This window comes from Mucilaginibacter gossypii, assembly GCF_017569325.2.
GTDB lineage: Bacteria > Bacteroidota > Bacteroidia > Sphingobacteriales > Sphingobacteriaceae > Mucilaginibacter > Mucilaginibacter gossypii.
This window is the reverse complement of record NZ_CP071878.2, coordinates 6078540-6099461: the sequence shown is the minus strand read 5'-3', so window position 1 is coordinate 6099461 and position 20922 is coordinate 6078540. Positions and strand designations below refer to the sequence as shown.

Below are 20922 nucleotides of genomic sequence, written 5' to 3'. Positions count from 1 at the left end.
TTTGTTCGGAAAATGAAAAGTAAGGCGCTATTTCTTTTAACTGTTTTTTTATTGAACGCGGTTGCCGGGTTCAGTTGTGCGCTCCATATGAATGTGGAGGGCACGGGGAAAAGCGTGTTGCATGAAGATGGTTTGCACGCGGCTCATCATGATCACATGAAGATGATGTCCCTTCAACAGCCGAAAAGTGACGGTCCGCAATTTGAATCAAAAGCAGACCCGTGCTGTCAGGGAATGTCCAATAATTTTGCGGCGCTTGCTAAGCTTGTTCCGCAACCTGAGAAGGTTCATATCCAGATTCCATTTATCTCTGCAGGTTTATATTACGACTACCGTTTTGTGCCCGTATATGATTTGGATATAGCTTCTAATTACCTGATACCTCAAAAGCGGCCTCCGACGAGGGGCATTCGGCTCATCATCCGGAGTTTCCAAATTTGATTTTTTTAATTTTAGTTACTTGTTGACATGGTTAGCCATGCCTTAAATGTTTATTAAAATTAATTAAATCAAAATGAAAAAAATATTTCTTTTAGTTGCATTAGCTGCAGCTACTTTTACCCAAGGCTTCACTCAGAATAGTGCAAAGTCATCTGCACTTGGTTCTTTATTGTCTTCTTATTACGATGTTAAGAACGATTTGATCAAATCTAACAGCACCGATGCAGCGACGCATGCAGCTGACTTTCTCAAAGCGGTTAATGCTGTTGATATGAAATCGCTGCCTGCCGCTGATATGAATGCCTTTATGTCATTCCAGGACAAGTTAGCCTTCGATGCCAAGCATATTTCAGAAAGCAAGGATATCGCCCATCAGCGCGAGCACTTCGCTAATTTCTCTTCCAACTTCTTTAAATTGGCTAAGGCTGTAAAGCTGACCGATCAGGCAGTTTATTATGACTATTGCCCAATGAAGAAAAGTTATTGGTTGTCTGCGGATGCGTCAATCAAAAATCCATATTTCGGTAGCCAGATGCTTACCTGCGGGAAAGTAACTGAAACTCTGAATAAGTAATTAACCTCTATTATTTAATTGATGTACCCGGAGCGTTTTTATGCTCCGGATGCATTTTACTTTCAATTTTAACAATATGAAAAATCTAATCATTGTTTTGGCCCTTGGCCTTTCCTCTTTACTTGTAGCAGCTTGTAATAACAATACTAAAAACACGACTGCGCAAGCGGGTAATGATACGTCAGCTGTGGCAACTGCGGCAACCTCCGAATCTCCTTCATCAAAACCAGGGGTTGATAATAAAACGAGTGCTTCTGTTAAGGAGATGATTGCTAATTATTTACAACTGAAGAATGCTTTAACCGCTGACAATAGTAACGATGCTGCTACTGCCGGCAAAGCGTTATCGGAGGGCTTTGTTAAACTCGACAAATCTATATTGACGGCAGACCAAAAAAAGTCGTATACAGACATAGCTGATGACGCGAAGGAAATGGCAGAGCATATTGGCATAAGTGGCGGCAAATTACCGCATCAACGCGAACACTTCGACATGCTGAGTAAAGATATGTACGATCTTGTAAAATTATTTGGAACCAGCATGCCTTTATATGTTGACCGCTGCCCGATGTTCAATGATAAAAAGGGTGCCATTTGGCTAAGCGAAATAAAAGAGATAAAAAACCCTTACCTGGGTTCGGCAATGCCTACTTGTGGTTCGATTAAAGAAGAATTGAAATAGAAACATGAAGCGTAAAATTTTAATTGGGCTGGGTGTTGTCATCATTGCGGTTATTGTTATTCAGTTTATACCCGGGGAATACAACCAGAGTAAACTTATTCCAGCGAACAATATCGCTGAGGTATACAGCATGCCGCAGGACGTACAGGCGATTTTTAAGAAAGACTGTTATGATTGCCATAGCAATAACACCAATTATCCCTTTTACGCCCATTTGCAGCCGATGCGACTGATGCTGGACAGGCATGTCCGTAATGGCAAGGCTGAATTAAACTTCGATGAATTCGGAACATATTCGGCAAGAAAGAAAAGAAGCAAGTTGCGGGCAATCAGCACAAGTTTAGATGAAGGAACTATGCCTTTGCCTTCATACCTGATTATTCACCGCGACGCTGCACTTAATCCGCGAGACACGGCTCTGATTAAAAGTTGGATCAGGAAGGTCAATGAATAAAGTAATGACTAAAATAGCCGGTCAGCCGCGGAAAGGCTGACCAGCTATAGTGTCTTAAATATGTAAATGTAAAGATGAAAAAAATATTAGTAATTGTGGTAATGCTTTGTTTTAAACAGCTGGCATTCGCTCAAGGCGACATGCGGAATATGGCTGGGATGGAAAAACAACAGGCTGTTACTTACACCTGCCCTATGCATCCGGAAATTCATGCATCAAAGCCGGGCAATTGCCCAAAATGTGGTATGAAGCTGGTCAAAGAAAAAAGCAAAACCGTTGCAAAAAAGGCCTCTGGCATGCAAACGCCTGCAAATCCCACCACAAAAAAAACGGGTGGCATGGATGGAATGAAAATGGAAGAGGAGAAATCTAAATCAAATCCGGAAAAACCAACCGGTATGGAAATGCCGATGGGCAAGGACGACGGCAAGAAAACGGATAATATGGATGGAATGAAAATGGGTGACAACGATGCTGCGGCGGCTGGTATAAAAAGCGCCAAAGCCAATTTAGGCCCTATAAATACGATTGCAGCTGTTGCTCCTCCGCATACCGTCCGTTACGACTTATACATCAGGGATACTACGGTAATGCTTGGGAAAAAATCAAAGCGCGCCATTGCAGTAAATGGCCAGATCCCCATGCCCACGCTGACATTTACCGAAGGTGATACCGCTGAAATATGGGTTCACAATGAATTGAATGAAGAAACCTCACTTCACTGGCATGGATTGTTTTTACCCAATAAAATGGATGGCGTTCCTTACATTACACAGATGCCCATTAAACCTCATACCAAATATCTTTATAAGTTTCCAATCGTACAGCATGGTACCCACTGGTATCATAGCCATTCAGGATTGCAGGAGCAAATCGGTATGTACGGGGCCTTCATTATGAAAAAAAGGCAGGAATGGAATATTCCGACGGTCCCGGTTGTACTGAGCGACTGGATTGATATGAATCCCAAAGAAGTGGAAAGAAGTCTTCACAACCAAACCGACTGGTTTAGTATCCTTAAGGGAACCACCCAGAGCTATGCTGAAGCGATTCGTACCGGACATTTAAAAACTAAGCTGACTAATGAGTGGAAGAGAATGACCGCTATGGATGTGAGCGATGTGGCTTACGATAATTTTCTGATCAACGGTAAAAATCAGTCTACACTGCCGCAATTTAAGGCCGGTGATAAAGTAAGGTTGCGTATAGCCAACGGCGGAGCCTCTTCTTATTTTTGGCTAAATTGGGCGGGGGGTAAGATTACCGTGGTTGCCAATGATGGTAACGATGTAGAACCAGTTGAAGTGGACCGGCTTATTATCGCGGTATCAGAAACCTACGATATTGTGGTGACGATCCCCGAAAATAAAAGTTATGAATTTCTAGTCACCCCTGAGGACCGTACCAAGCATGCTTCGCTCTGGCTGGGTAGTGGCGAAAAAGTTGCGGCTGCAAAAATGCCGAAGCTAAAGTACTTTGCCGGCATGAAAATGATGAATGACATGATGGACATGAAGGGCAACCTGGTAAAGATGGAAGGGATGGACATGAAAAACCAGGAGATGGATATGAACACCGTCATGTATCCCGAGATTTCGGGACCTGAAAATCCGGCTGATACGGTGAAAATTAAGCAGGAGATGCGGAAGAGCGATATGGAAAAAAGCCCTGCGCCGACCAAGGATAGTAGCGAAAAGATACAGCCGCAGGGCGGTGCTCAAAGCATGGCCGGTATGGATATGGGAAATAGCAATGCAGATATTGTAACCCTAAGCTATGCAATGCTCCGGGCACCTGAAAAAACAACCTTGCGTCCAGGTCCGGTAAAAGAACTCAAATTTAATTTGACCGGTAACATGAATCGTTATGTCTGGAGTATAGATAACAAGGTAGTCTCCGAGGCGGATAAAATTTTGATCAAAAAGGGGGAAAATGTCCGTATCATTTTATATAATAATACGATGATGCGACATCCCATGCACCTGCACGGACATGATTTCAGAGTATTGAATGGGCAGGGCGAATATGCCCCGATGAAGAATGTCCTGGATATTATGCCTATGGAAAGTGATACTATCGAGTTTGCCGCGACCGAGCCGGGGGGTGATTGGTTCTTTCATTGCCATATCTTGTATCACATGATGAGCGGAATGGGACGGGTATTTAGTTACCAAGATACCCTGGTTGATAAAACGGATATTACAGATCCCAAGTTGGCAAGGCGTCGTTTAAATGCTGACGATCAAATGCCCCATCCTATGGCACGTATCGGATTAGAAAGTAGTGGGACAGACGGTGAAGTCATGTTTGCTAATACTAGATGGAAAGCTAACTCGATATGGCACCTGGGGTTAAATGCTAAAATGGGCTATGAGAGTGAAACGATGGTTGGTCGTTACATAGGCCGGAATCAATGGTTTTTCCCTTACGTCGGATTCGATTACCATTACAAACAATTTAATCCCAATGAAAAAAATATTTTTGGCAGCGATTACAGGAACCTATTCGGGCAGGTAAGCAACAAAGAAAGCCGCAGAACTGTGGTAGCCGGTATGGCCTACACTTTGCCGATGCTGGTCATAGCAGACGCGCGTATTGACGGTGACGGTAAATTACGGTTTCAATTGGGCCGTGAGGATATTCCTTTATCAAAACGCCTTCGTATGAATTTCATGATCAACACCGATAAAGAGTATGCAGCAGGACTAAGGTATATTGTCACCAAATACTTTTCCTTATCAAGTCATTATGACAGCGATATGGGATTGGGTGCAGGTTTAACAGTAACTTATTAAATTTAACTTAATGCCGGCTTCTAAGCCGGCATTAAGTTATTGGTAATTAATAAACATGCTCATGGAAATATTACTCATTACCTGGTTTTCTTTGACAGCGGCCTCAGTCGGATATGTTACTTATGATTTGGTAACCAGTACCCCTGAGATGAAAGTAATGAAATGGGGATGGATCTTGGTTACTTTATATACCGGCATCTTCGGACTGGCTATCTACATAATTTCGTGCCGGGAGCCCGCCCCAAACACCCATGAAAAATTTATCGCGCCGCTTTGGAAACAAGCGGTTGGTTCAACAATCCATTGCATGGCCGGAGATGCAACCGGCGTTATTGTGGTTGCTTTTCTGACTGCCGCGCTTGGTTTACCGATGTGGCTGGATAGTATCCTTGAATATTTGGCGGGCTTCGTTTTCGGTTTATTTATTTTTCAGGCCCTATTCATGAAAGATATGTTGGGTGGTACTTACCTGGCCGCCGTTCGTAAAACCTGGTATCCGGAATTGATGTCAATGAATTTTGTGATGTCCGGGATGATTCCGGTAATGATCATTCTGATGACCAACAACATGGAAAATATGGAAATTAGTTCACTGCGTTTTTGGGGAATCATGTCCCTTGCCTCCCTCATTGGGGGTTGCCTGGCCTACCCTGTCAACTGGTGGATGGTTAAAAACAAACTCAAACACGGTATGGGCACCCAACGGGTATTAGGAAAAGGCGGTGCCGTCATAAATAAGGATGAACCATCACCTGCGGTCATGCCCGGAATGAATATGGCATCCGGTGCAACCGCCAACGTCGCCATCAAAAATGGCCATGGCCAGATGACCATGCCTTCTTCCGAGAATATCAATAAAAAAATAATGGTTGCTGTTCTTTCCCTGCTCTTTCTTGTTCTTGGCGGTGCCGCTGCCGCTCATTGGGGTAGATATAAAATGCAGCCAGGACATACAAGTCAACCTATGAAAATGTGATGCTTAATCAATGAACGATGGATTATCAAACTACAAATAAAAAAAAGAAAGGCTTTTATGCGCGAATAGCGGCTCTTTTGCTGCTGTCAACAGGTGCATTAAATAGCTCGGCAGAACCTTACTACTCAAATACAAACAAAGTACCTGTACCTACCTCCGCTACCTATTATTCAATAGTAAGCGATACACCGTCGTTGACGCTCGAAGATAAAAGAAGTAAAAAATTAAATTTAACCGATTTAAAAGGAAAGGTCGTAGTAATCAATTTTTGGGCCCCATGGTGCGCGCCATGCAGGGAAGAGATGCCTGGTCTGGATAAATTATACAGGCGTTTGAAAAGCGATCCAAACCTGGTATTCGTTACTGTGGATATGGATCGTAATCTAAAAAAGTCTCTGGCTTTTATGAGTAGCAATAGATTGACGCTCCCTGTTTACGTGGCGGCGAGCCAGATTCCTGCGGATTTTATAGGCGATGCGATCCCTACAACAGTCATTTTAGATCAATCTGGAAAAATTGTGTTCAAACAGGAAGGGGGATTAGATTTTAACGATGAACATTTTATCAAATATTTAAAAAGTTTATTAACAAAATAAGCAGATAATGAAAGACACCCACAAATATCATCCCGGAGATATGAATAGCATATCATCGTCACATGAACATGAAAAACAAACCCTGGAGGCAGCAGTAAACAAGGAGCATATGAGGCACGGTAAAAACGATGCTCAAGCACGAATGGGAATGAGGGGCCATGATCATCACGCAATGATGATCGCTGATTTTAAGAAGCGGTTTTACGTTGTGCTGCTGCTAACCGTTCCTGTGATGTTGCTTTCCATGCAAATCCAGCAATGGCTGCGCCTTGAACTTCACTTTACAGGGTCTAATTACCTGCTATTCGGCCTGTCGACTGTAGTGTTTGTGTATGGCGGATGGCCATTTCTGACCGGATGGCTCAGTGAACTGAAAGCGAAAAGTCCGGGAATGATGACCTTGATTGGGTTTGCCATAACCGTCGCCTACATTTATAGTGCGGCAACCGTGTTCGGCTTAAAAGGAATGGACTTTTTTTGGGAACTAACCACCCTGATCGGGATCATGCTTTTAGGGCATTGGATTGAAATGCGTTCAGTCGCCGGAGCATCAAGGGAATTGGAGTTGTTGGTACAGTTGATGCCTGCTGAAGCGCATTTGATCAATGGAAAAAACACAACCGAAGTTAAAACGGATAGTTTAAAACTGGGCGACCTGATCCTGATCAAACCAGGAGAAAAAATCCCCGCTGACGGCATTATTGAGGATGGAGAAAGTTACCTCAATGAATCCATGCTGACGGGTGAATCTACTCCGGTGCAAAAAACAAAAGGACAGGATGTAATCGCAGGTTCTGTAAATGGCAACGGTTCACTAAAGGTAAAAGTGAGCCATAGTGGTGAAGATTCTTATTTGTCAAAAGTTATTACCTTGGTTAAAAATGCGCAGGATGCCAAATCCAATACACAGCTATTAGCCGATAAAGCAGCAAAATGGCTGACCATCATCGCGTTGATCGCCGGTATCGGCACTTTTGTCTTTTGGCTGGCTGATGGCAAAGACTTGGCCTTTGCAATGGAACGAATGGTTACGGTCATCGTGATCTGCTGTCCACACGCTCTAGGACTCGCTGTTCCGCTAGTGGTAGCTAAATCGACATCTCTTTCCGCGCAGCATGGTCTGTTAATTAAAAATCGGACCGCATTTGAAAACTCCCGTAAGATCAGCACTATTGTTTTCGATAAAACCGGCACCCTTACAATTGGAAAATTTGAAGTGGCCAGGGTAGTCGTTATCGACCATCAAAGCGACGATCATCAAAAATGGGAAAACGAACTCCTGCGTATCGTTGGCGCACTGGAGCAAAAATCGGAGCACCCCATCGCCACAGGAATCCTCGCTGAGATCAAGAAACGCTCCCTGGATGTTCCGGAAGCAAAAGATTTTCAGGCGATCACCGGTAAAGGAGTGGAAGCAATGGTCGAGGGTAAACATCTAAAAGTGATCAGCCCGGGTTATCTGAAAGAACAGCATATCAAATTACCGGAAGGGTTCGAGGCTAGTGGCAGTGAAACGGTGGTTTTCGTTATGATCAATGATGTTTTATACGGTTATATTGTTTTATCAGATATGATACGTCCTGAATCGGCTGAAGCCATACAAACCCTGCATGACAACGGGATCAAATCACTGCTTTTAACAGGCGATAATAAGCGGGTAGCTGAAAGTGTAAGTGACTATTTAAAAATGGACGGTTTTTTTGCCGAAGTTTTGCCTCATCAAAAATTAGATAAAATAAAGGAATTACAGCAAAAAGGCGAGTTTGTGGCTATGACCGGAGACGGGGTAAATGATGCCCCTGCCCTGGCACAGGCAGATATTGGCATTGCGGTGGGGTCCGGCAGTGATATTGCGGCAGAAACGGCCGGAATCGTTTTGGTCAATAGCAATCCGAAGGATATCGTTAATTTGATCTTGTTTGGTAAAGCCACTTACCGGAAAATGATTCAGAACCTGGCCTGGGCGACCGGTTACAATGTCGTTGCCCTGCCGCTCGCCGCCGGTGTGCTGTATAATCAGGGTATAGTATTAAACCCGGCAGCTGGAGCTGTATTAATGACCGTTAGCACGGTTGTCGTAGCCATTAATGCCAGCTTGTTAAAAGTAAAATAGTCATAACTTAATAATAGAATGATGGCATGGATTATTCAATTTATATCAGGCCTTTGCTGATTAGCGATGCGGAAAACAATTTAAAGTGGAGTATTGATCCGGAGCTCTGGAGATTAACCGGGGAAATGCCGGGAAAGTACATCTCGATGGATTTAGAAGCTGCATGGCTATCTTACGTGCTTCAGAATACAACAGATAAATGTTTTGCCATATGCCTTAATTTTCCTGATCATCACATTGGAAACATCGAACTAACGAATATTTCAGATGAAGAGGCCCGATGCAATGTACTTATCGGAGAAAAACTATTTTGGGGCAAAGGAATAGCGGGTAAGGCCTTATCCCTGGTCAGCGACTACGCCTTCTCCTATCTCAAATTAAAACGTCTCTACACAAAAATCTACTGTGAAAACAAGCCCGCGCTTTCAGTTTTTAAAAATTGTGGGTTTATCGAAAATGGATTAGCCGAAAATAATTTTATAAAGCTTACGCTCGATTTACAAGATCATCAAGTTAAATTGTCTCATTAACCATTTGCTAAAATAAGAATGATAAAAATTTTTAATTTATTTAAAAAATCGAAAGCCGAAACACGGGTTGACATAGATTTTTGTTCTTCATCTTATCGTCGTTATCAGAATAAACAAATTGTAATAGGCCCCCAATCGGATAGCTCAGGCTGTCATACCAAAAATACGGTCATCAGGGTCAAAACTAATATGCCAACAAATCCGGGATATAGTGTTTTCATTGAGAAGTCTGACGAACATACTACCGGAGATACGTCTGTCATGCCAATCCCTATGAGCATCGTGCATGCCAACAAATATATTACAGTTTTAAAAGGTTTTGGGGTTCACCCGAACGGAAGTAGATATTTAGATTACGGATTGACAGTACGCTGGACCGATCAGAGAATTGAAAAAATAATTTTTCATCTGCACGACAGGGATGTTAATATCGAGTTCAGTAAATGAAAGTGAAAATAATAAGTGCTATCTAACCGGCCTCTTTTTAAACCATTAAAAGCTATTGCTATGAGCTCAGATCAATTCACACGTAGATTACTAATCACTAACCTAATTATGCTATTGGCTATACAAATTGCGGTCGCGCAGGATCCGGTCAAAGGTAAAGCATTATTCACAGCCAACAACTGTGGTTCCTGCCATAAAATCGATGAACAAATGGTGGGGCCAGCCTTGGGGCCAATGGTGACAATGGGCCACAAAGAAGATTATCTGATTAGTTGGATACAAAACAATCAGGCCCTGATTGAAAAAAAGAATCCAGAGGCATTGGAGATTTATAATAAATTCAATCAGCAGCCGATGCCGGTGTTTAGTAACCTCACCAATAAGGATGTTAAGGATATCATTTCGTATATAAAAACCGAATGGAAAACCATGCAACCCGCCAACGATGATAAACACAGTAAAGGAAAAATTAGTGAAAGAAACTTATCTGCAGACAATACCTGGGCGATAATTGGATTAGTTATTACGTTGATTATCGCCTTTCTCATTATTGTTATGTTAAACAAGACAATCGCCCGGCTGGAAGGCCTGTTACTTAACAGAAAAAAAACATTACCAAAAAAACAGTTTTCAAAAAAGAAAAGATAGCCGGACAGCAATGAAACAATGTTGTTTCCTGCTTTTACTAAGAAGATTCCACTGTTAGTTGATTTAGATTTATAAGTTCCGTATCAGTAACAGTAGCACTTAGATTGATTTTTTAAGTAGTTAAATGACACCTTTGGGTTTGGCTTTTATTAATCATTAAGCAAAGTGGGTATACCGGCAAATAATCGTTAGCTTAGTTTAAACATTATATTGTGACTAAACCAAAAGCTATTATATTCTTAAATATTGGAACGGTTATTGTTTATCAAGTGGTTCACCAGTAATAAATTGAAATACCATGAAAATATTCTTTTGTATGATTGCCTTAACTGCGATCTCATTTAGCAGCGTGTATGCGGAACCAAACATAAACTCATCTGTAAAAGTTGATGTCTTTCAAACTCATAAGAAAAAAGTTATTCATAAGAAGAAAAAGCCCATGAAAATGAAAAAAGGAACCTCGATGGGTAAAATGAAAATGTAATTTAAAATTAGTTTTGAACGCCCCGGCTTACGGGGCTTTCTTATATCTGATGAATTATTTCTGAGACTTATTCAAGTTCTTCACCGACTATCATTAATCTATTTTTTGCTTACTGCCTTGTGATAATATCACTTCACCCTTTTTACGGAGCGTTTTGATCTTGTTCTTTTTTTAGTAATCCTATTACCCTATTATAATCCAATCGCTTGGCATATGTGGTCATACGCTGCACTCGCTTGGCGATAGCGATTATATCTGCTGTCAGGCCAAAAAGTTTAGTGCAACCCCTTTAAAAGCATTACATGGAGCACGGCAGGTGTGCGTGAACAACTGTCTTTCATAAATTCGCTTTGTAGAAACTTTTTACTTTAGTGTGTGGCAAATTTTTAATTTTTATCTATATTTGTGTGTTGAAAAAAGTTATTGCCCTATTGCTCGTATTTGCTTACGCAATCTCTGTTTACGGGGTTTCTGTAAATAGATTTTATTGCTGTGGGCAACTTTCAACCGTCAGTATTGCTAAAACTGCACAACTGAATTGTCCGAACAAGTCCGATCCCTCTTGTTGTAAAACAACTAAGCAAGAGTTTAAGATAAAAGATAATCATGTTTTTACAAAAACAAGTTCCATTGTATATGTACAATTTGCTCTAATAATTGCTGAGTATTATTTCCAAATTCCTGCTGAAAACATAAGCGTCAAAAATGCCCTGGCTTATAATAGTCATGCGCCGCCAGCCACTCAGGATGCGCTTTATACACTGTTTTGTACTTACAGAATCTGATTTCCCCCCCCCTTTTTCTTACGGTTTAATGGAGTATCTGGCTCTTTAAGCTGTAATCCCTTTTTTTATTAATCAAATTTGATGCAAGCCCATGCAATGGGATACCTATTTAAATTTTTAAAAATGAAAACTATCACATTTTCAACTATAATGCTTGTATTGTTGTTTTCAACAACACTTATTCAAGCTCATAGCTTAAATGCTACTGAAATTCTTTCAAATAATACTGTTATTACTGCCGTTCAACAACATCAACCTTCTGATTATAATGTTGTGGATAAAGGCGTCATCATCATATACAAACGTGAGCGTCCCGGAGATAAACTTAATCTTTTTAAACCTGTTGTTTCTTACTATTTCAGCTTGAAAGATTCTGAAAAGATATATTCCCTTACCCTGGAGAATTTGAAAAATATATACAGGGACGGTAAAGCTTTCGACTTGATAGATGGCAACTTCAGGACGGATAATGATTTGGTTTCTTACGATGCTTATCATCATCAGTACAGGATCAATTATTACCTGTCAAAAATCAATCATTCTTAAGGGATGCCCGTCTATTTATCTATTTTTAAATTAAAAAACAAATGAAAAAAGTAACCCTGATGGCTACGGCCATCTTTTTCTCTGCTGCAACCGTATTTGCTGCGGATCTACCCGTTAAAGCTTTATCGGACACCACGAAAAAAGTTAAACCGGCAAAAGTACAATATACCTGTACTATGCACCCGAAAGTATTAAGTGATAAGCCCGGCAAATGCCCTAAATGCGGTATGGAACTGGTAAAAAAGGAACCGGCTAAAAAGAAAGCTGAAACCATGAAGATGTAATTCATTTAAGCCGTCCGTCTGCCAGCTGGCAGACGGACGGCTTATCAAAACCTTTAAGATGATCAATCAACTTATTAGCCTGTCCTTAAAAAACAGGTATATCGTATTACTGATCGCCATTGTGCTTTTTGCATGGGGCGCTTATTCAGTACGTGAAAATCCTATTGATGCCATTCCCGACCTCTCGGAAAACCAGGTGATCGTATTTACGGAATGGGAAGGCCGCAGCCCGCAGATCATGGAAGACCAGGTAACCTACCCTTTGGTGAGTAACCTGCAGGGCATCCCCAAAGTCAAAGCCATCCGGGCCACCTCCATGTTTGGAATGAGCTTTGTTTATGTTGTCTTTCAGGACAATACGGATGTTTATTGGGCACGCAGCCGGGTATTGGAAAGGTTAAGTTATGCGCAGCGTCTATTGCCGGAAGGCATCACACCAACCCTCGGACCAGACGGAACGGGCGTGGGCCATATCCTGTGGTACACACTGGATGCCAAAGGCATAGACCTGGGCGAACAGCGGGCCTTACAGGACTGGTATGTCAAATTAGGACTGCAAACCGTACCGGGCGTGAGTGAAGTAGCCTCTTTCGGCGGCTTTGAAAAGCAGTACCAGATCAATATAGACCCGCATAAACTCAGTTATTACAATATCCCCCTATCACAGGTATTGAAGGCTGTTAAAAGTAATAACAATGATGTGGGCGGGCGCAAATTTGAAATGAACGGTACCGGGTATATTGTCCGTGGTCTCGGTTATATCAAGAGTTTGCAGGATGTAGAAAATATTTCCATCGGAACCATCAAGACCATTCCTGTCAGGGTGAAAGATATTGCAACAGTACAAATGGGTGGCGACCTGCGCCTGGGCATATTCGATCAGAACGGTGAAGGGGAAGCGGTTGGCGGTATCGTCGTCATGCGCTATGGAGAAAATGCCGATAAGGTCATTCACGCGGTTAAGGATAAAATGGCCGATATACAAAAAGGCTTTCCGCCGGGCGTGAAGTTTAAGATAGCTTATGACCGGAGTGAACTGATCGAAAACGCTATCGGTTCAGTTAAACATACATTAATCGAGGAAATGATCACGGTGTCAATCATCGTTATCCTGTTCTTACTGAGTTTAAAAAGCGCGTTGAGCATTATTATCCAGATCCCCATCACCATCGCGGCCAGCTTTATCCTGCTCAATGCCTTTGGCATTAGCTCCAATATTATGTCCTTAACCGGTATTGCCTTAGCCATCGGGGTGATCGTTGACAACGGGATCGTGATGGTAGAAAATTCGCACCGGAATTTATCCGCTGCACAAGAAAAAGAAAAATCATGACCACAGCAGAACGAATTAGAATTATAGAAGCATCCTGTAAACAGGTGGGCCGAGGCGTGTTCTTTTCCACGCTGATCATCGTAGCATCCTTTCTGCCGGTATTTATGCTGGAAGGACAGGAAGGCAAACTGTTTGGCCCTTTGGCGTGGACAAAAACTTTTATACTGGCTATCGATGCGATCCTCGCAGTTACGCTGGCCCCGGTATTGATCTCCTTTTTTCTGAAAGGTAAGCTGAGCTCAGATGACCGTAACCCATTGAATCGTTTTTTAGAACGCGTTTACCGGCCCATTTTAAACTGGTGCATTACCTGGCGCAAAACGACTATAGGTATCAACATCGTCGCACTACTGATCAGCATCCCGCTTTTGTTGAGCCTGGGCAGCGAATTTATGCCACCGCTCGATGAAGGAACGATCCTTTTTATGCCGGTTACCTTGCCGGATGTATCCAACTCAGAGGCTAAACAGCTTTTACAGGTACAGGACAGGATCATAAAAAGCGTGCCGGAAGTAAAAAACGTTTTAGGAAAGGCAGGCCGGGCGAATACCGCAACGGATAATTCACCGATCAGCATGGTGGAAACCATCATCCTGTTAAAACCAACCAGCGAATGGCGCAGGGGCATTAAAAAGGAAGATATTATCAATGAACTGAATAGCAAATTACAAATACCGGGTGTAGTGAATGGCTGGACACAGCCGATCATCAACCGGATCAATATGCTTTCAACCGGCATCCGTACCGATGTAGGTTTAAAGGTTTACGGCCAAAATCTGGATACCATTTATGCCTTGTCTAACCAAATGAAACAGGCTTTGCAGGGCATTAATGGTGTAAAGGATCTGTATGTTGACCCGATTACTGGCGGCAAATATTTGGATATTCAGGTAAACAAGGATGCTATTGGCAGATATGGCCTGAGCGTGGATGACGTGAACGAGGTAGTGGAAAGCGCGTTAGGCGGCATGAACCTTACACCAACCATTGAAGGTCGCAGGCGCTTCAGTGTGAATCTGCGCTTAGCGCAGGATTACCGGAGCAACCTGGAAGAGATCAGGCGCACCCTGGTTCAAACGATGAGTTATGGCCCTGTTCCGTTGTCGTCAGTTGCGGATATCAAGATCAGCGATGGCCCGGCGATGATCCAGTCTGAAAATGCCTTATTGCGTGGCACTGTATTGTTCAATGTCAGGGAACGCGACCTGGGCAGTACCGTGAAAGAAGCACAGGACAGGCTTAATACGATGGTAAAATCATTGCCCAAAGGCTATTTTATTGAATGGAGCGGCCAGTACGAGAATCTCATCCGTGCGGAGCGTACCTTAAAGCTCATTCTTCCCATCGTATTAATTATCATTTTTGGGTGTCTGTATTTTGCATTCCACTCTATCCGCGAAGCTTTTTTCAGTTTGATCAGTATCCCGTTTGCGCTGATCGGTGGCGCTTACATGGTGTATTTCTTTGGGGTGCATTTATCCGTTGCGGTTGCGGTCGGCTTTATCGCTCTGTTTGGTATCGCGGTAGAAACGGGTATCGTGATGGTGATCTATCTCAATGATGCGATGCAGCAATTAGTCGCTTTAAAAGGAGACTCGAAAGAAACCATAACCAAAGAAGACCTGCGCACCTATGTGATGAATGGAGCAGTAAAACGATTACGGCCCAAACTGATGACGGTTTGCGTAGCCTTGTTTGGTTTGGTGCCGGTGCTTTGGGCAACCGGGACTGGCAGTGATGTTATGCTGCCCATTGTGCTGCCAATGATTGGCGGGGTTTTAACTTCTTCCACGCATATTTTACTGGTTACCCCATTGATCTTCCTGATGGTCAAAGAATATGAACTAAGGAAGCATGGCAAACTGGACGTATTGGATGTAAAGGAATAATATCATGAAAACTAAATATCAAATCACCTATATAGTGCTTATCTGCTTTGCAGGGCTGACAGCAAAAGCTCAGGTTCAGCGCTTGCCTTTAGATAGCGTACTGGCGCGAATTACAGCTAACCCGTCATTGCAGGCGTATGATGCAAAAATAAGTGCGCAGGATGTTTATGCAACCGGATCAAAAAGCCTGGATGCGCCAAAGATCAGTGCAGGCCAGTATCAAACCCCTTATCAGGTCAATCCAAATACAGGATCCTTTATGATCCAGGCAGAGCAAATGTTCACCAACCCGGCTAAACTGCGGGCCAAAGAAGATTATATGAAAGGGATGTCCAAAGTAACCGCCGAGGATAAAAACTACCTGAAAAATCAACTGATCGCACAGGCGAAGCAATATTATTATGAACGTGTCGTGCTGGAGAAAAAACTAACCTTATTGAAAAACACGCAAAGCCTGCTGGAGTATATGCTCAAAGACGCGAATATCCGGCTTACTTATGGTAAAGAAAAGCTGCCTAATATTTACAAAGCCAAAGCAGACTTGTATCAGCTGGACAATACGCGGGAACAATTAAACGATGATATCAGCCAGAAGAATATCATGCTCAATACGCTGATGAACCGGGATAAACAAACGCCCTTTACCGTGGATACCAGCATTGTATTAAAGGAATACGAAACTGCTCTGACAGATACCGCAAGCCTTGCCAATGCCCGTAGTGATATTAAAGGGATCAGCCGGAATATTGATCTGCAGCAGTTGAATGCTAAAATGGAATACAGCAAGCGCAAGCCTGATTTCGGTATCCAGGCGGGACACATGTTCAGCTATGGGGGAATGGCGAACCAGTACATTTTAATGGCTTCGGTAACTATACCTATCGTCCCTTGGGCATCCAAAGAATACAAGGCCAACCTGAAAGGTATCCGGTATGAGGTAGCCGAACTACAGCAAAAAAAACTGGATATGCTGAACCAGGCTGAAGGGCAGCTGGCCGGTTTAAGAACGGATATGAGCAGCAAAAAAAGGCAGCTTAAAAACTATAAACAAAACATTATTCCTGCTTTACAGAATACGTACAAAACATCCCTGCTCGCTTATGAACAGAATACCGGCGATCTGCCATCTGTATTGGACAGCATTAAAGGTTTGCAGTCGGCCCGGATGGATGCTTTAGACCGTTTACAGGAACTTTTATTAGTACAGGTAGCTTATGAAAAAGAAAATGAAACTCATTAGGATCATACTGAGTGGTCTCCTGTTAATCACGATGCTGATCAGTGCCTGCTCGGATAAAAAGAAGCAATCCGGTATTGCTGCAGCACCGGTAAAAAGCGACATCAAATATACCTGCCCGATGCATCCGCAGATCATGGAAGATCATCCGGGCAATTGCCCCATATGCGGCATGACCCTGGTTAAAAAATCGGGCCAGACCAGTGAGCGGGCAGGCATCAGTCTGAACACGGTGTTGCAGCCAGTCAATTCATCGGTGATAGCTGACATAAATGCCATTAGCCCGGAAGAAAAATCGATTCCAACCCAAATCGTAGCCCAGGGCTATCTGGATTTTGATACACGGACATTTAATAACATTGCGGCCCGTTTTTCCGGACGTATCGAAAAGCTGTACATCAAATACGCATTCCAGAAAATACATGCAGGTCAGCGCATATTTGATATTTACAGCCCGGATATGGTTACCGCGCAGCAAGACCTGATCTATCTGATCAAAAATTCAGCCGGGGAAACGGGATTGATCAATGCGGCCAAACAAAAACTATCGTTATTAGGAATGACAACAGCACAGGTGGCCCTGGAAGTCAAAAGCGGTAATCCATTTTATAGTCTGCCGGTGTATAGTCCCTATGCCGGACATGTTCATGATATGCCGCATAGTCAAATGGCGGGCGTTACGAATGCCGAAGCACCACCAAATTTCGCAAACAATCTGCCGCTTTCCATCAAAGAGGGGATGTATGTAGAAAAAGGGCAGAATATTTTTAATGTGGTCAACCCGCATAAATTGTGGGCCGTGATCAAGATCGATCCATCGGCAGTTGCCGCTTTAAAAATAAACCAGTCTGTAAAGATCACCTTACCGGATATGCCCGGCAAAACAATCAGCGGGAAAGTCAACTTTATTGAACCTACCCTGCAGGACGGTGATAAAACCACCAGCATCAGGGTTTATATTGATAACATGGATCATGCCCTGAAAGTAAACAGCCTGGTTAACGCTAACATACAAACCCGTTCAGCAAAAGGCTTATGGATACCAAGATCGGCATTATTGGACTTAGGCCGTACAAAAATAGTATGGCTAAAAAAAGGGCCGTTATTTCAGGCTCATCAGGTAAATACGGGAATTATAAATGGCAATGAAATACAAATAACGAAAGGCTTATCCCTCACCGATAGCCTGGCTTCAAATGCTCAATATTTAACAGACAGTGAAGGATTTATTAAAACATCAGGCAATGAATAACAAGATCAAACAACATAGTTGGCTAAAACCATTGCAATTATTAGCCTTTTCCTTATTGATAGCTGCGCTGTTTGCCGCCTGTAAGCAAAAACCACAGCAGATTGTAAAAGTACAAAGCAAAGCTTATTACACATGTTCCATGCACCCGCAAATACACGAAGATCATCCAGGTAATTGCCCGATCTGTGGAATGAAGCTGATCAAAGTGGAGCTTACAGGAGGTAATATCAATACCGATATGAACAAGATCACTTTAACCGCTGGACAGATCCAGTTAGCAGGTATCAGGACAGACACGGTTCGGGAAGAAAATGTTGGGATTGAAAAAACATTGACCGGAACGGTAACCACTAATGAAAATACAGCAGCTGAGCTAAGTGCAAGAATAGCCGGCAGGATACAGCAGCTATTTGTGAGAACTACCGGCGAAAAAGTATCGGTCGGCCAGCCTGTGTATTCCCTTTATAGTGAAGACCTGCTGGAAGCTGAAAAGGAATACCTTCTGGCCAAACAGCAGCAGAAAGTGCTGCATAACCCGGATGTGGATTATCAGCAACTGATCAGTGCTGCCGAAAACAAACTGCAACTTTGGGGTCTGTCACCGGCACAGATCAGGAGCTTAGCTGCTTCCGGAAAAACATCTGCGATGACAACCGTTTTAAGCAAAATTAGCGGAACAGTTAGTGAAATAGCAGTTCATGAGGGAGATTATGTAACCGAGGGCATGTCCATACTGAAAACGCAGGCGTTAAACAGCTTATGGATAGAAGCTCAATTGTATGCCGGTGAAGCTGGGAATTATAAGCTAAATGACCAGGTTAGTGTTTCATTTCCTGACCTCGGCGGACAGGTCATTGCAGGTAAGGTTGAGTTTATTAACCCTGAATTATCGGATGCCTCCAAAGTGGATCTGATCAGGATCAGTATTCCTAACTCGCAAGACTTAATTAGACCCGGAATGCTGGCCTATATTTCTATTGCAAATAGTAAACAGCGTTCATTGGCCGTGCCTGCCTCTGCTGTTTTAACTGACGGCAAAGGGAGCCTGGTTTGGATAAAAAATGCAGATGGCAGCTTTTCAGCAAAAATGATAAAATCGGGTGCGGGTAACTCAAATTATGTATCTGTCCTTTCCGGCTTAAATCCTGGCGATATTGTGGTAACGAATGGCGCTTATTTATTAAACAGCGAAGCTATTTTTAAAAATGGGAATAATAGCATGAGCGGCATGAAAATGTAATTATAATATTTGGCACCAGTATTTAAGTAATTGCTTAAATACTGGTATATTTGCTGCTTAATTATGGAGATGAGCACCTGTAAACGAATTTTTGCTGATTCTGGACAAATTAAGAATTGCAAAGAAACCATTAAAGAAAACCAACAAGAATTTTCCGCATTGTCAGCGGCTTTAGCTTTAGCAGGTAATGAGGTCAGGTTGAAGATATTTTTTCTTTTGCACCAGGAAAAAGAATTGTGTCCCTGCGATCTCAGTAATATTCTGGAAATGACTATTCCGGCTATATCCCAACATCTGCGTAAATTAAAAGACGGCGGATTGATACAGTTTCGTAAGTCCGGGCAAACTATATTTTATTCGATTTGTCCGCCACATTTACCTTTGCTCCAACCTTTGTTTAATTTAATCAATCAGCCTTTATCAACCATCAAAGCATGAGCGTCAACATTCAAAACAGCTGGATTGGTGGCCTCGTTGCCGCATTAGCAGCATCCCTTTGCTGCATTACACCCTTGCTCGCCATATTTGGAGGAATAAGCGGGGCAGCTACCTATTTTAACTGGATAGAACCTTTCCGGCCTTATATTATTGGTTTGACCATGCTGATTTTTGCTGTGGCCTGGTATCAGCAATTGGCTGTGGTTCGCCGTGGGCAAGAGGATTGTTGTGAGCCTGTAAAACGATCATTCTGGAAGTCGAAAAAGTTTCTGCTCGTCGTAACCCTGTTTTCAGGAGTGGTAATTGCCTTTCCCTATTATTCTTCTTTTTTTTACAAAACCACTCAACCAATAGCAACCATTACTCCGCAAGCTAAATTCAAATTTGTTAAACTGAATATTAAAGGCATGGGCTGTGCGGATTGTACCAAACATATTGATGGAGTTTTAATGGGACTTAACGGCGTATCTGCATCCAACACGTCTTTTGAAAATGCGGAAACAGCTGTCCGTTATGATCCAACCAAAACGAACACCGACAGCATCAATCTAAAAATAAAAGAAATAGGGTATCAATCTACTTTGATCAAAAATAACTAATCTCATGGCAACAACGATCCTGCTTAATTCTATAATTACCTGTCCTCAATGCGGCTTTCAAAAAGAAGAAGAAATGCCAACTGATGCCTGCCAGTTTTTCTATGAATGTGAAAGCTGCAAGACCCGTTTAAAGCCGCTGGCTGGTGATTGCTGTGTCTTTTGCAGTTACGGATCAGTCAAATGTCCACCTGTTCAGCAGGGTACATCTTGCTGCGGTTAGAAGTCGTTACTTGAATACTTTGTAAAACATGTATAAATTACATACAGGCAGCAATCGGCCAGTTTCAAGCTGCCATCCCTGACCTCCGGATCATGAACGGGCCGGTCAAAGCCCATCACTTCATGCAGTTCATATTTTGAGTTGCCCCGGTAGTGATTCATCACTTCATGATGCGCCATTCGGAATAAGCATGATGGCAGGTTACGCACCTTTTTAACCAGTTCAACATAACTGTCGATTTTAAGGTATAGGTTCTGCAATATATCATGGCATTCTTCACCGTGATTGACTTTGCCGCATACATACTGCTTCAAGCCCTTATCAAACTGTTTCCAGATGTTTAATGTCTCGTTATGCAT

24 protein-coding genes are annotated in these 20922 nt (G+C 42.6%); 23 read left to right on the top strand and 1 reads right to left on the bottom strand.

Annotation, left to right across the window (positions count from 1 at the left end; genetic code table 11):
* Nucleotides 1-12 precede the first annotated feature (12 nt).
* The 23 genes from J3L18_RS26040 to J3L18_RS25930 all read left to right on the top strand — a co-directional run bounded on the left by J3L18_RS26040 (nucleotide 13) and on the right by J3L18_RS25930 (nucleotide 20563).
* Nucleotides 13-441 carry a hypothetical protein gene (locus tag J3L18_RS26040; RefSeq protein ID WP_112658207.1) on the top strand — a complete coding sequence of 143 codons (429 nt, stop codon included), beginning with the start codon at nucleotides 13-15 and terminating at the stop codon, nucleotides 439-441.
* A gap of 73 nt (nucleotides 442-514) precedes the next feature.
* The gene (locus tag J3L18_RS26035; RefSeq protein WP_112658209.1) at nucleotides 515-1015 is read left to right on the top strand and encodes a DUF3347 domain-containing protein; all 501 of its coding nucleotides are present in this window, start codon (nucleotides 515-517) and stop codon (nucleotides 1013-1015) included.
* 76 nt (nucleotides 1016-1091) lie between these two features.
* Complete coding sequence (locus J3L18_RS26030; RefSeq protein WP_112658281.1) at nucleotides 1092-1697, top strand: DUF3347 domain-containing protein; 606 nt, start codon at nucleotides 1092-1094, stop codon at nucleotides 1695-1697.
* 4 nt (nucleotides 1698-1701) lie between these two features.
* A complete protein-coding gene (locus tag J3L18_RS26025; RefSeq protein WP_112658211.1) occupies nucleotides 1702-2151 on the top strand; it encodes a heme-binding domain-containing protein in 450 nt (149 codons plus the stop codon).
* A 74-nt stretch (nucleotides 2152-2225) separates the two neighbouring features.
* The gene (locus tag J3L18_RS26020; protein WP_112658213.1) at nucleotides 2226-4946 is read left to right on the top strand and encodes a multicopper oxidase domain-containing protein; all 2721 of its coding nucleotides are present in this window, start codon (nucleotides 2226-2228) and stop codon (nucleotides 4944-4946) included.
* Between the two features lie 61 nt (nucleotides 4947-5007).
* Entirely contained in the window at nucleotides 5008-5922 is a 915-nt protein-coding gene (locus tag J3L18_RS26015) for a DUF4396 domain-containing protein (protein ID WP_208057684.1), read from the top strand.
* Nucleotides 5923-5939: 17 nt separating this feature from the next.
* Complete coding sequence (locus tag J3L18_RS26010) at nucleotides 5940-6518, top strand: TlpA family protein disulfide reductase (protein ID WP_112658217.1); 579 nt, start codon at nucleotides 5940-5942, stop codon at nucleotides 6516-6518.
* 7 nt (nucleotides 6519-6525) lie between these two features.
* Nucleotides 6526-8631 (top strand): copper-translocating P-type ATPase, encoded by a 2106-nt coding sequence (locus tag J3L18_RS26005; RefSeq protein WP_223266102.1) that lies wholly within the window; start codon nucleotides 6526-6528, stop codon nucleotides 8629-8631.
* 26 nt (nucleotides 8632-8657) lie between these two features.
* Nucleotides 8658-9161 (top strand): GNAT family N-acetyltransferase, encoded by a 504-nt coding sequence (locus J3L18_RS26000; RefSeq protein ID WP_112658219.1) that lies wholly within the window; start codon nucleotides 8658-8660, stop codon nucleotides 9159-9161.
* Between the two features lie 18 nt (nucleotides 9162-9179).
* The gene (locus J3L18_RS25995) at nucleotides 9180-9608 is read left to right on the top strand and encodes a hypothetical protein (RefSeq protein ID WP_112658221.1); all 429 of its coding nucleotides are present in this window, start codon (nucleotides 9180-9182) and stop codon (nucleotides 9606-9608) included.
* Nucleotides 9609-9716: 108 nt separating this feature from the next.
* Nucleotides 9717-10256: a c-type cytochrome gene (locus J3L18_RS25990; protein ID WP_208102376.1), complete on the top strand. Its 540-nt coding sequence runs from the start codon at nucleotides 9717-9719 to the stop codon at nucleotides 10254-10256.
* Between the two features lie 298 nt (nucleotides 10257-10554).
* Nucleotides 10555-10740, top strand: a complete 186-nt coding sequence (locus J3L18_RS25985) for a hypothetical protein (protein ID WP_112683082.1) — start codon at nucleotides 10555-10557, stop codon at nucleotides 10738-10740.
* Between the two features lie 410 nt (nucleotides 10741-11150).
* Nucleotides 11151-11525 carry an HYC_CC_PP family protein gene (locus J3L18_RS25980; protein WP_129568223.1) on the top strand — a complete coding sequence of 125 codons (375 nt, stop codon included), beginning with the start codon at nucleotides 11151-11153 and terminating at the stop codon, nucleotides 11523-11525.
* A 123-nt stretch (nucleotides 11526-11648) separates the two neighbouring features.
* On the top strand, nucleotides 11649-12071 hold the full coding sequence (locus tag J3L18_RS25975) for a hypothetical protein (RefSeq protein ID WP_129568222.1): 423 nt from the start codon (nucleotides 11649-11651) through the stop codon (nucleotides 12069-12071).
* 41 nt (nucleotides 12072-12112) lie between these two features.
* On the top strand, nucleotides 12113-12355 hold the full coding sequence (locus J3L18_RS25970) for a heavy metal-binding domain-containing protein (RefSeq protein WP_112658229.1): 243 nt from the start codon (nucleotides 12113-12115) through the stop codon (nucleotides 12353-12355).
* Between the two features lie 58 nt (nucleotides 12356-12413).
* Nucleotides 12414-13688, top strand: coding sequence for an efflux RND transporter permease subunit (locus J3L18_RS25965; RefSeq protein WP_112658231.1), 1275 nt, complete (start codon nucleotides 12414-12416; stop codon nucleotides 13686-13688).
* Nucleotides 13685-15577, top strand: a complete 1893-nt coding sequence (locus J3L18_RS25960) for an efflux RND transporter permease subunit (RefSeq protein WP_112658233.1) — start codon at nucleotides 13685-13687, stop codon at nucleotides 15575-15577. Before J3L18_RS25965 ends, J3L18_RS25960 begins: the two co-directional genes overlap by 4 nt.
* Nucleotides 15578-15581: 4 nt before the next feature.
* Entirely contained in the window at nucleotides 15582-16817 is a 1236-nt protein-coding gene (locus J3L18_RS25955; RefSeq protein WP_112658235.1) for a TolC family protein, read from the top strand.
* Complete coding sequence (locus J3L18_RS25950) at nucleotides 16792-18066, top strand: heavy metal-binding domain-containing protein (protein WP_112658237.1); 1275 nt, start codon at nucleotides 16792-16794, stop codon at nucleotides 18064-18066. Before J3L18_RS25955 ends, J3L18_RS25950 begins: the two co-directional genes overlap by 26 nt.
* Entirely contained in the window at nucleotides 18059-19306 is a 1248-nt protein-coding gene (locus tag J3L18_RS25945; protein ID WP_112658239.1) for an efflux RND transporter periplasmic adaptor subunit, read from the top strand. The genes J3L18_RS25950 and J3L18_RS25945 overlap by 8 nt, the downstream gene beginning before the upstream one ends.
* A 69-nt stretch (nucleotides 19307-19375) precedes the next feature.
* Nucleotides 19376-19744: an ArsR/SmtB family transcription factor gene (locus tag J3L18_RS25940; protein ID WP_311084507.1), complete on the top strand. Its 369-nt coding sequence runs from the start codon at nucleotides 19376-19378 to the stop codon at nucleotides 19742-19744.
* A complete protein-coding gene (gene merTP, locus J3L18_RS25935) occupies nucleotides 19741-20343 on the top strand; it encodes a mercuric transport protein MerTP (RefSeq protein ID WP_112658243.1) in 603 nt (200 codons plus the stop codon). Before J3L18_RS25940 ends, merTP begins: the two co-directional genes overlap by 4 nt.
* A 4-nt stretch (nucleotides 20344-20347) precedes the next feature.
* Entirely contained in the window at nucleotides 20348-20563 is a 216-nt protein-coding gene (locus tag J3L18_RS25930; RefSeq protein ID WP_112658245.1) for a GDCCVxC domain-containing (seleno)protein, read from the top strand.
* On the opposite strand, the gene J3L18_RS25925 is transcribed toward J3L18_RS25930, so the two are convergent.
* Nucleotides 20560-20922 (bottom strand): hypothetical protein, encoded by a 363-nt coding sequence (locus J3L18_RS25925; RefSeq protein ID WP_129568221.1) that lies wholly within the window; start codon nucleotides 20920-20922, stop codon nucleotides 20560-20562. The genes J3L18_RS25930 and J3L18_RS25925 overlap by 4 nt on opposite strands.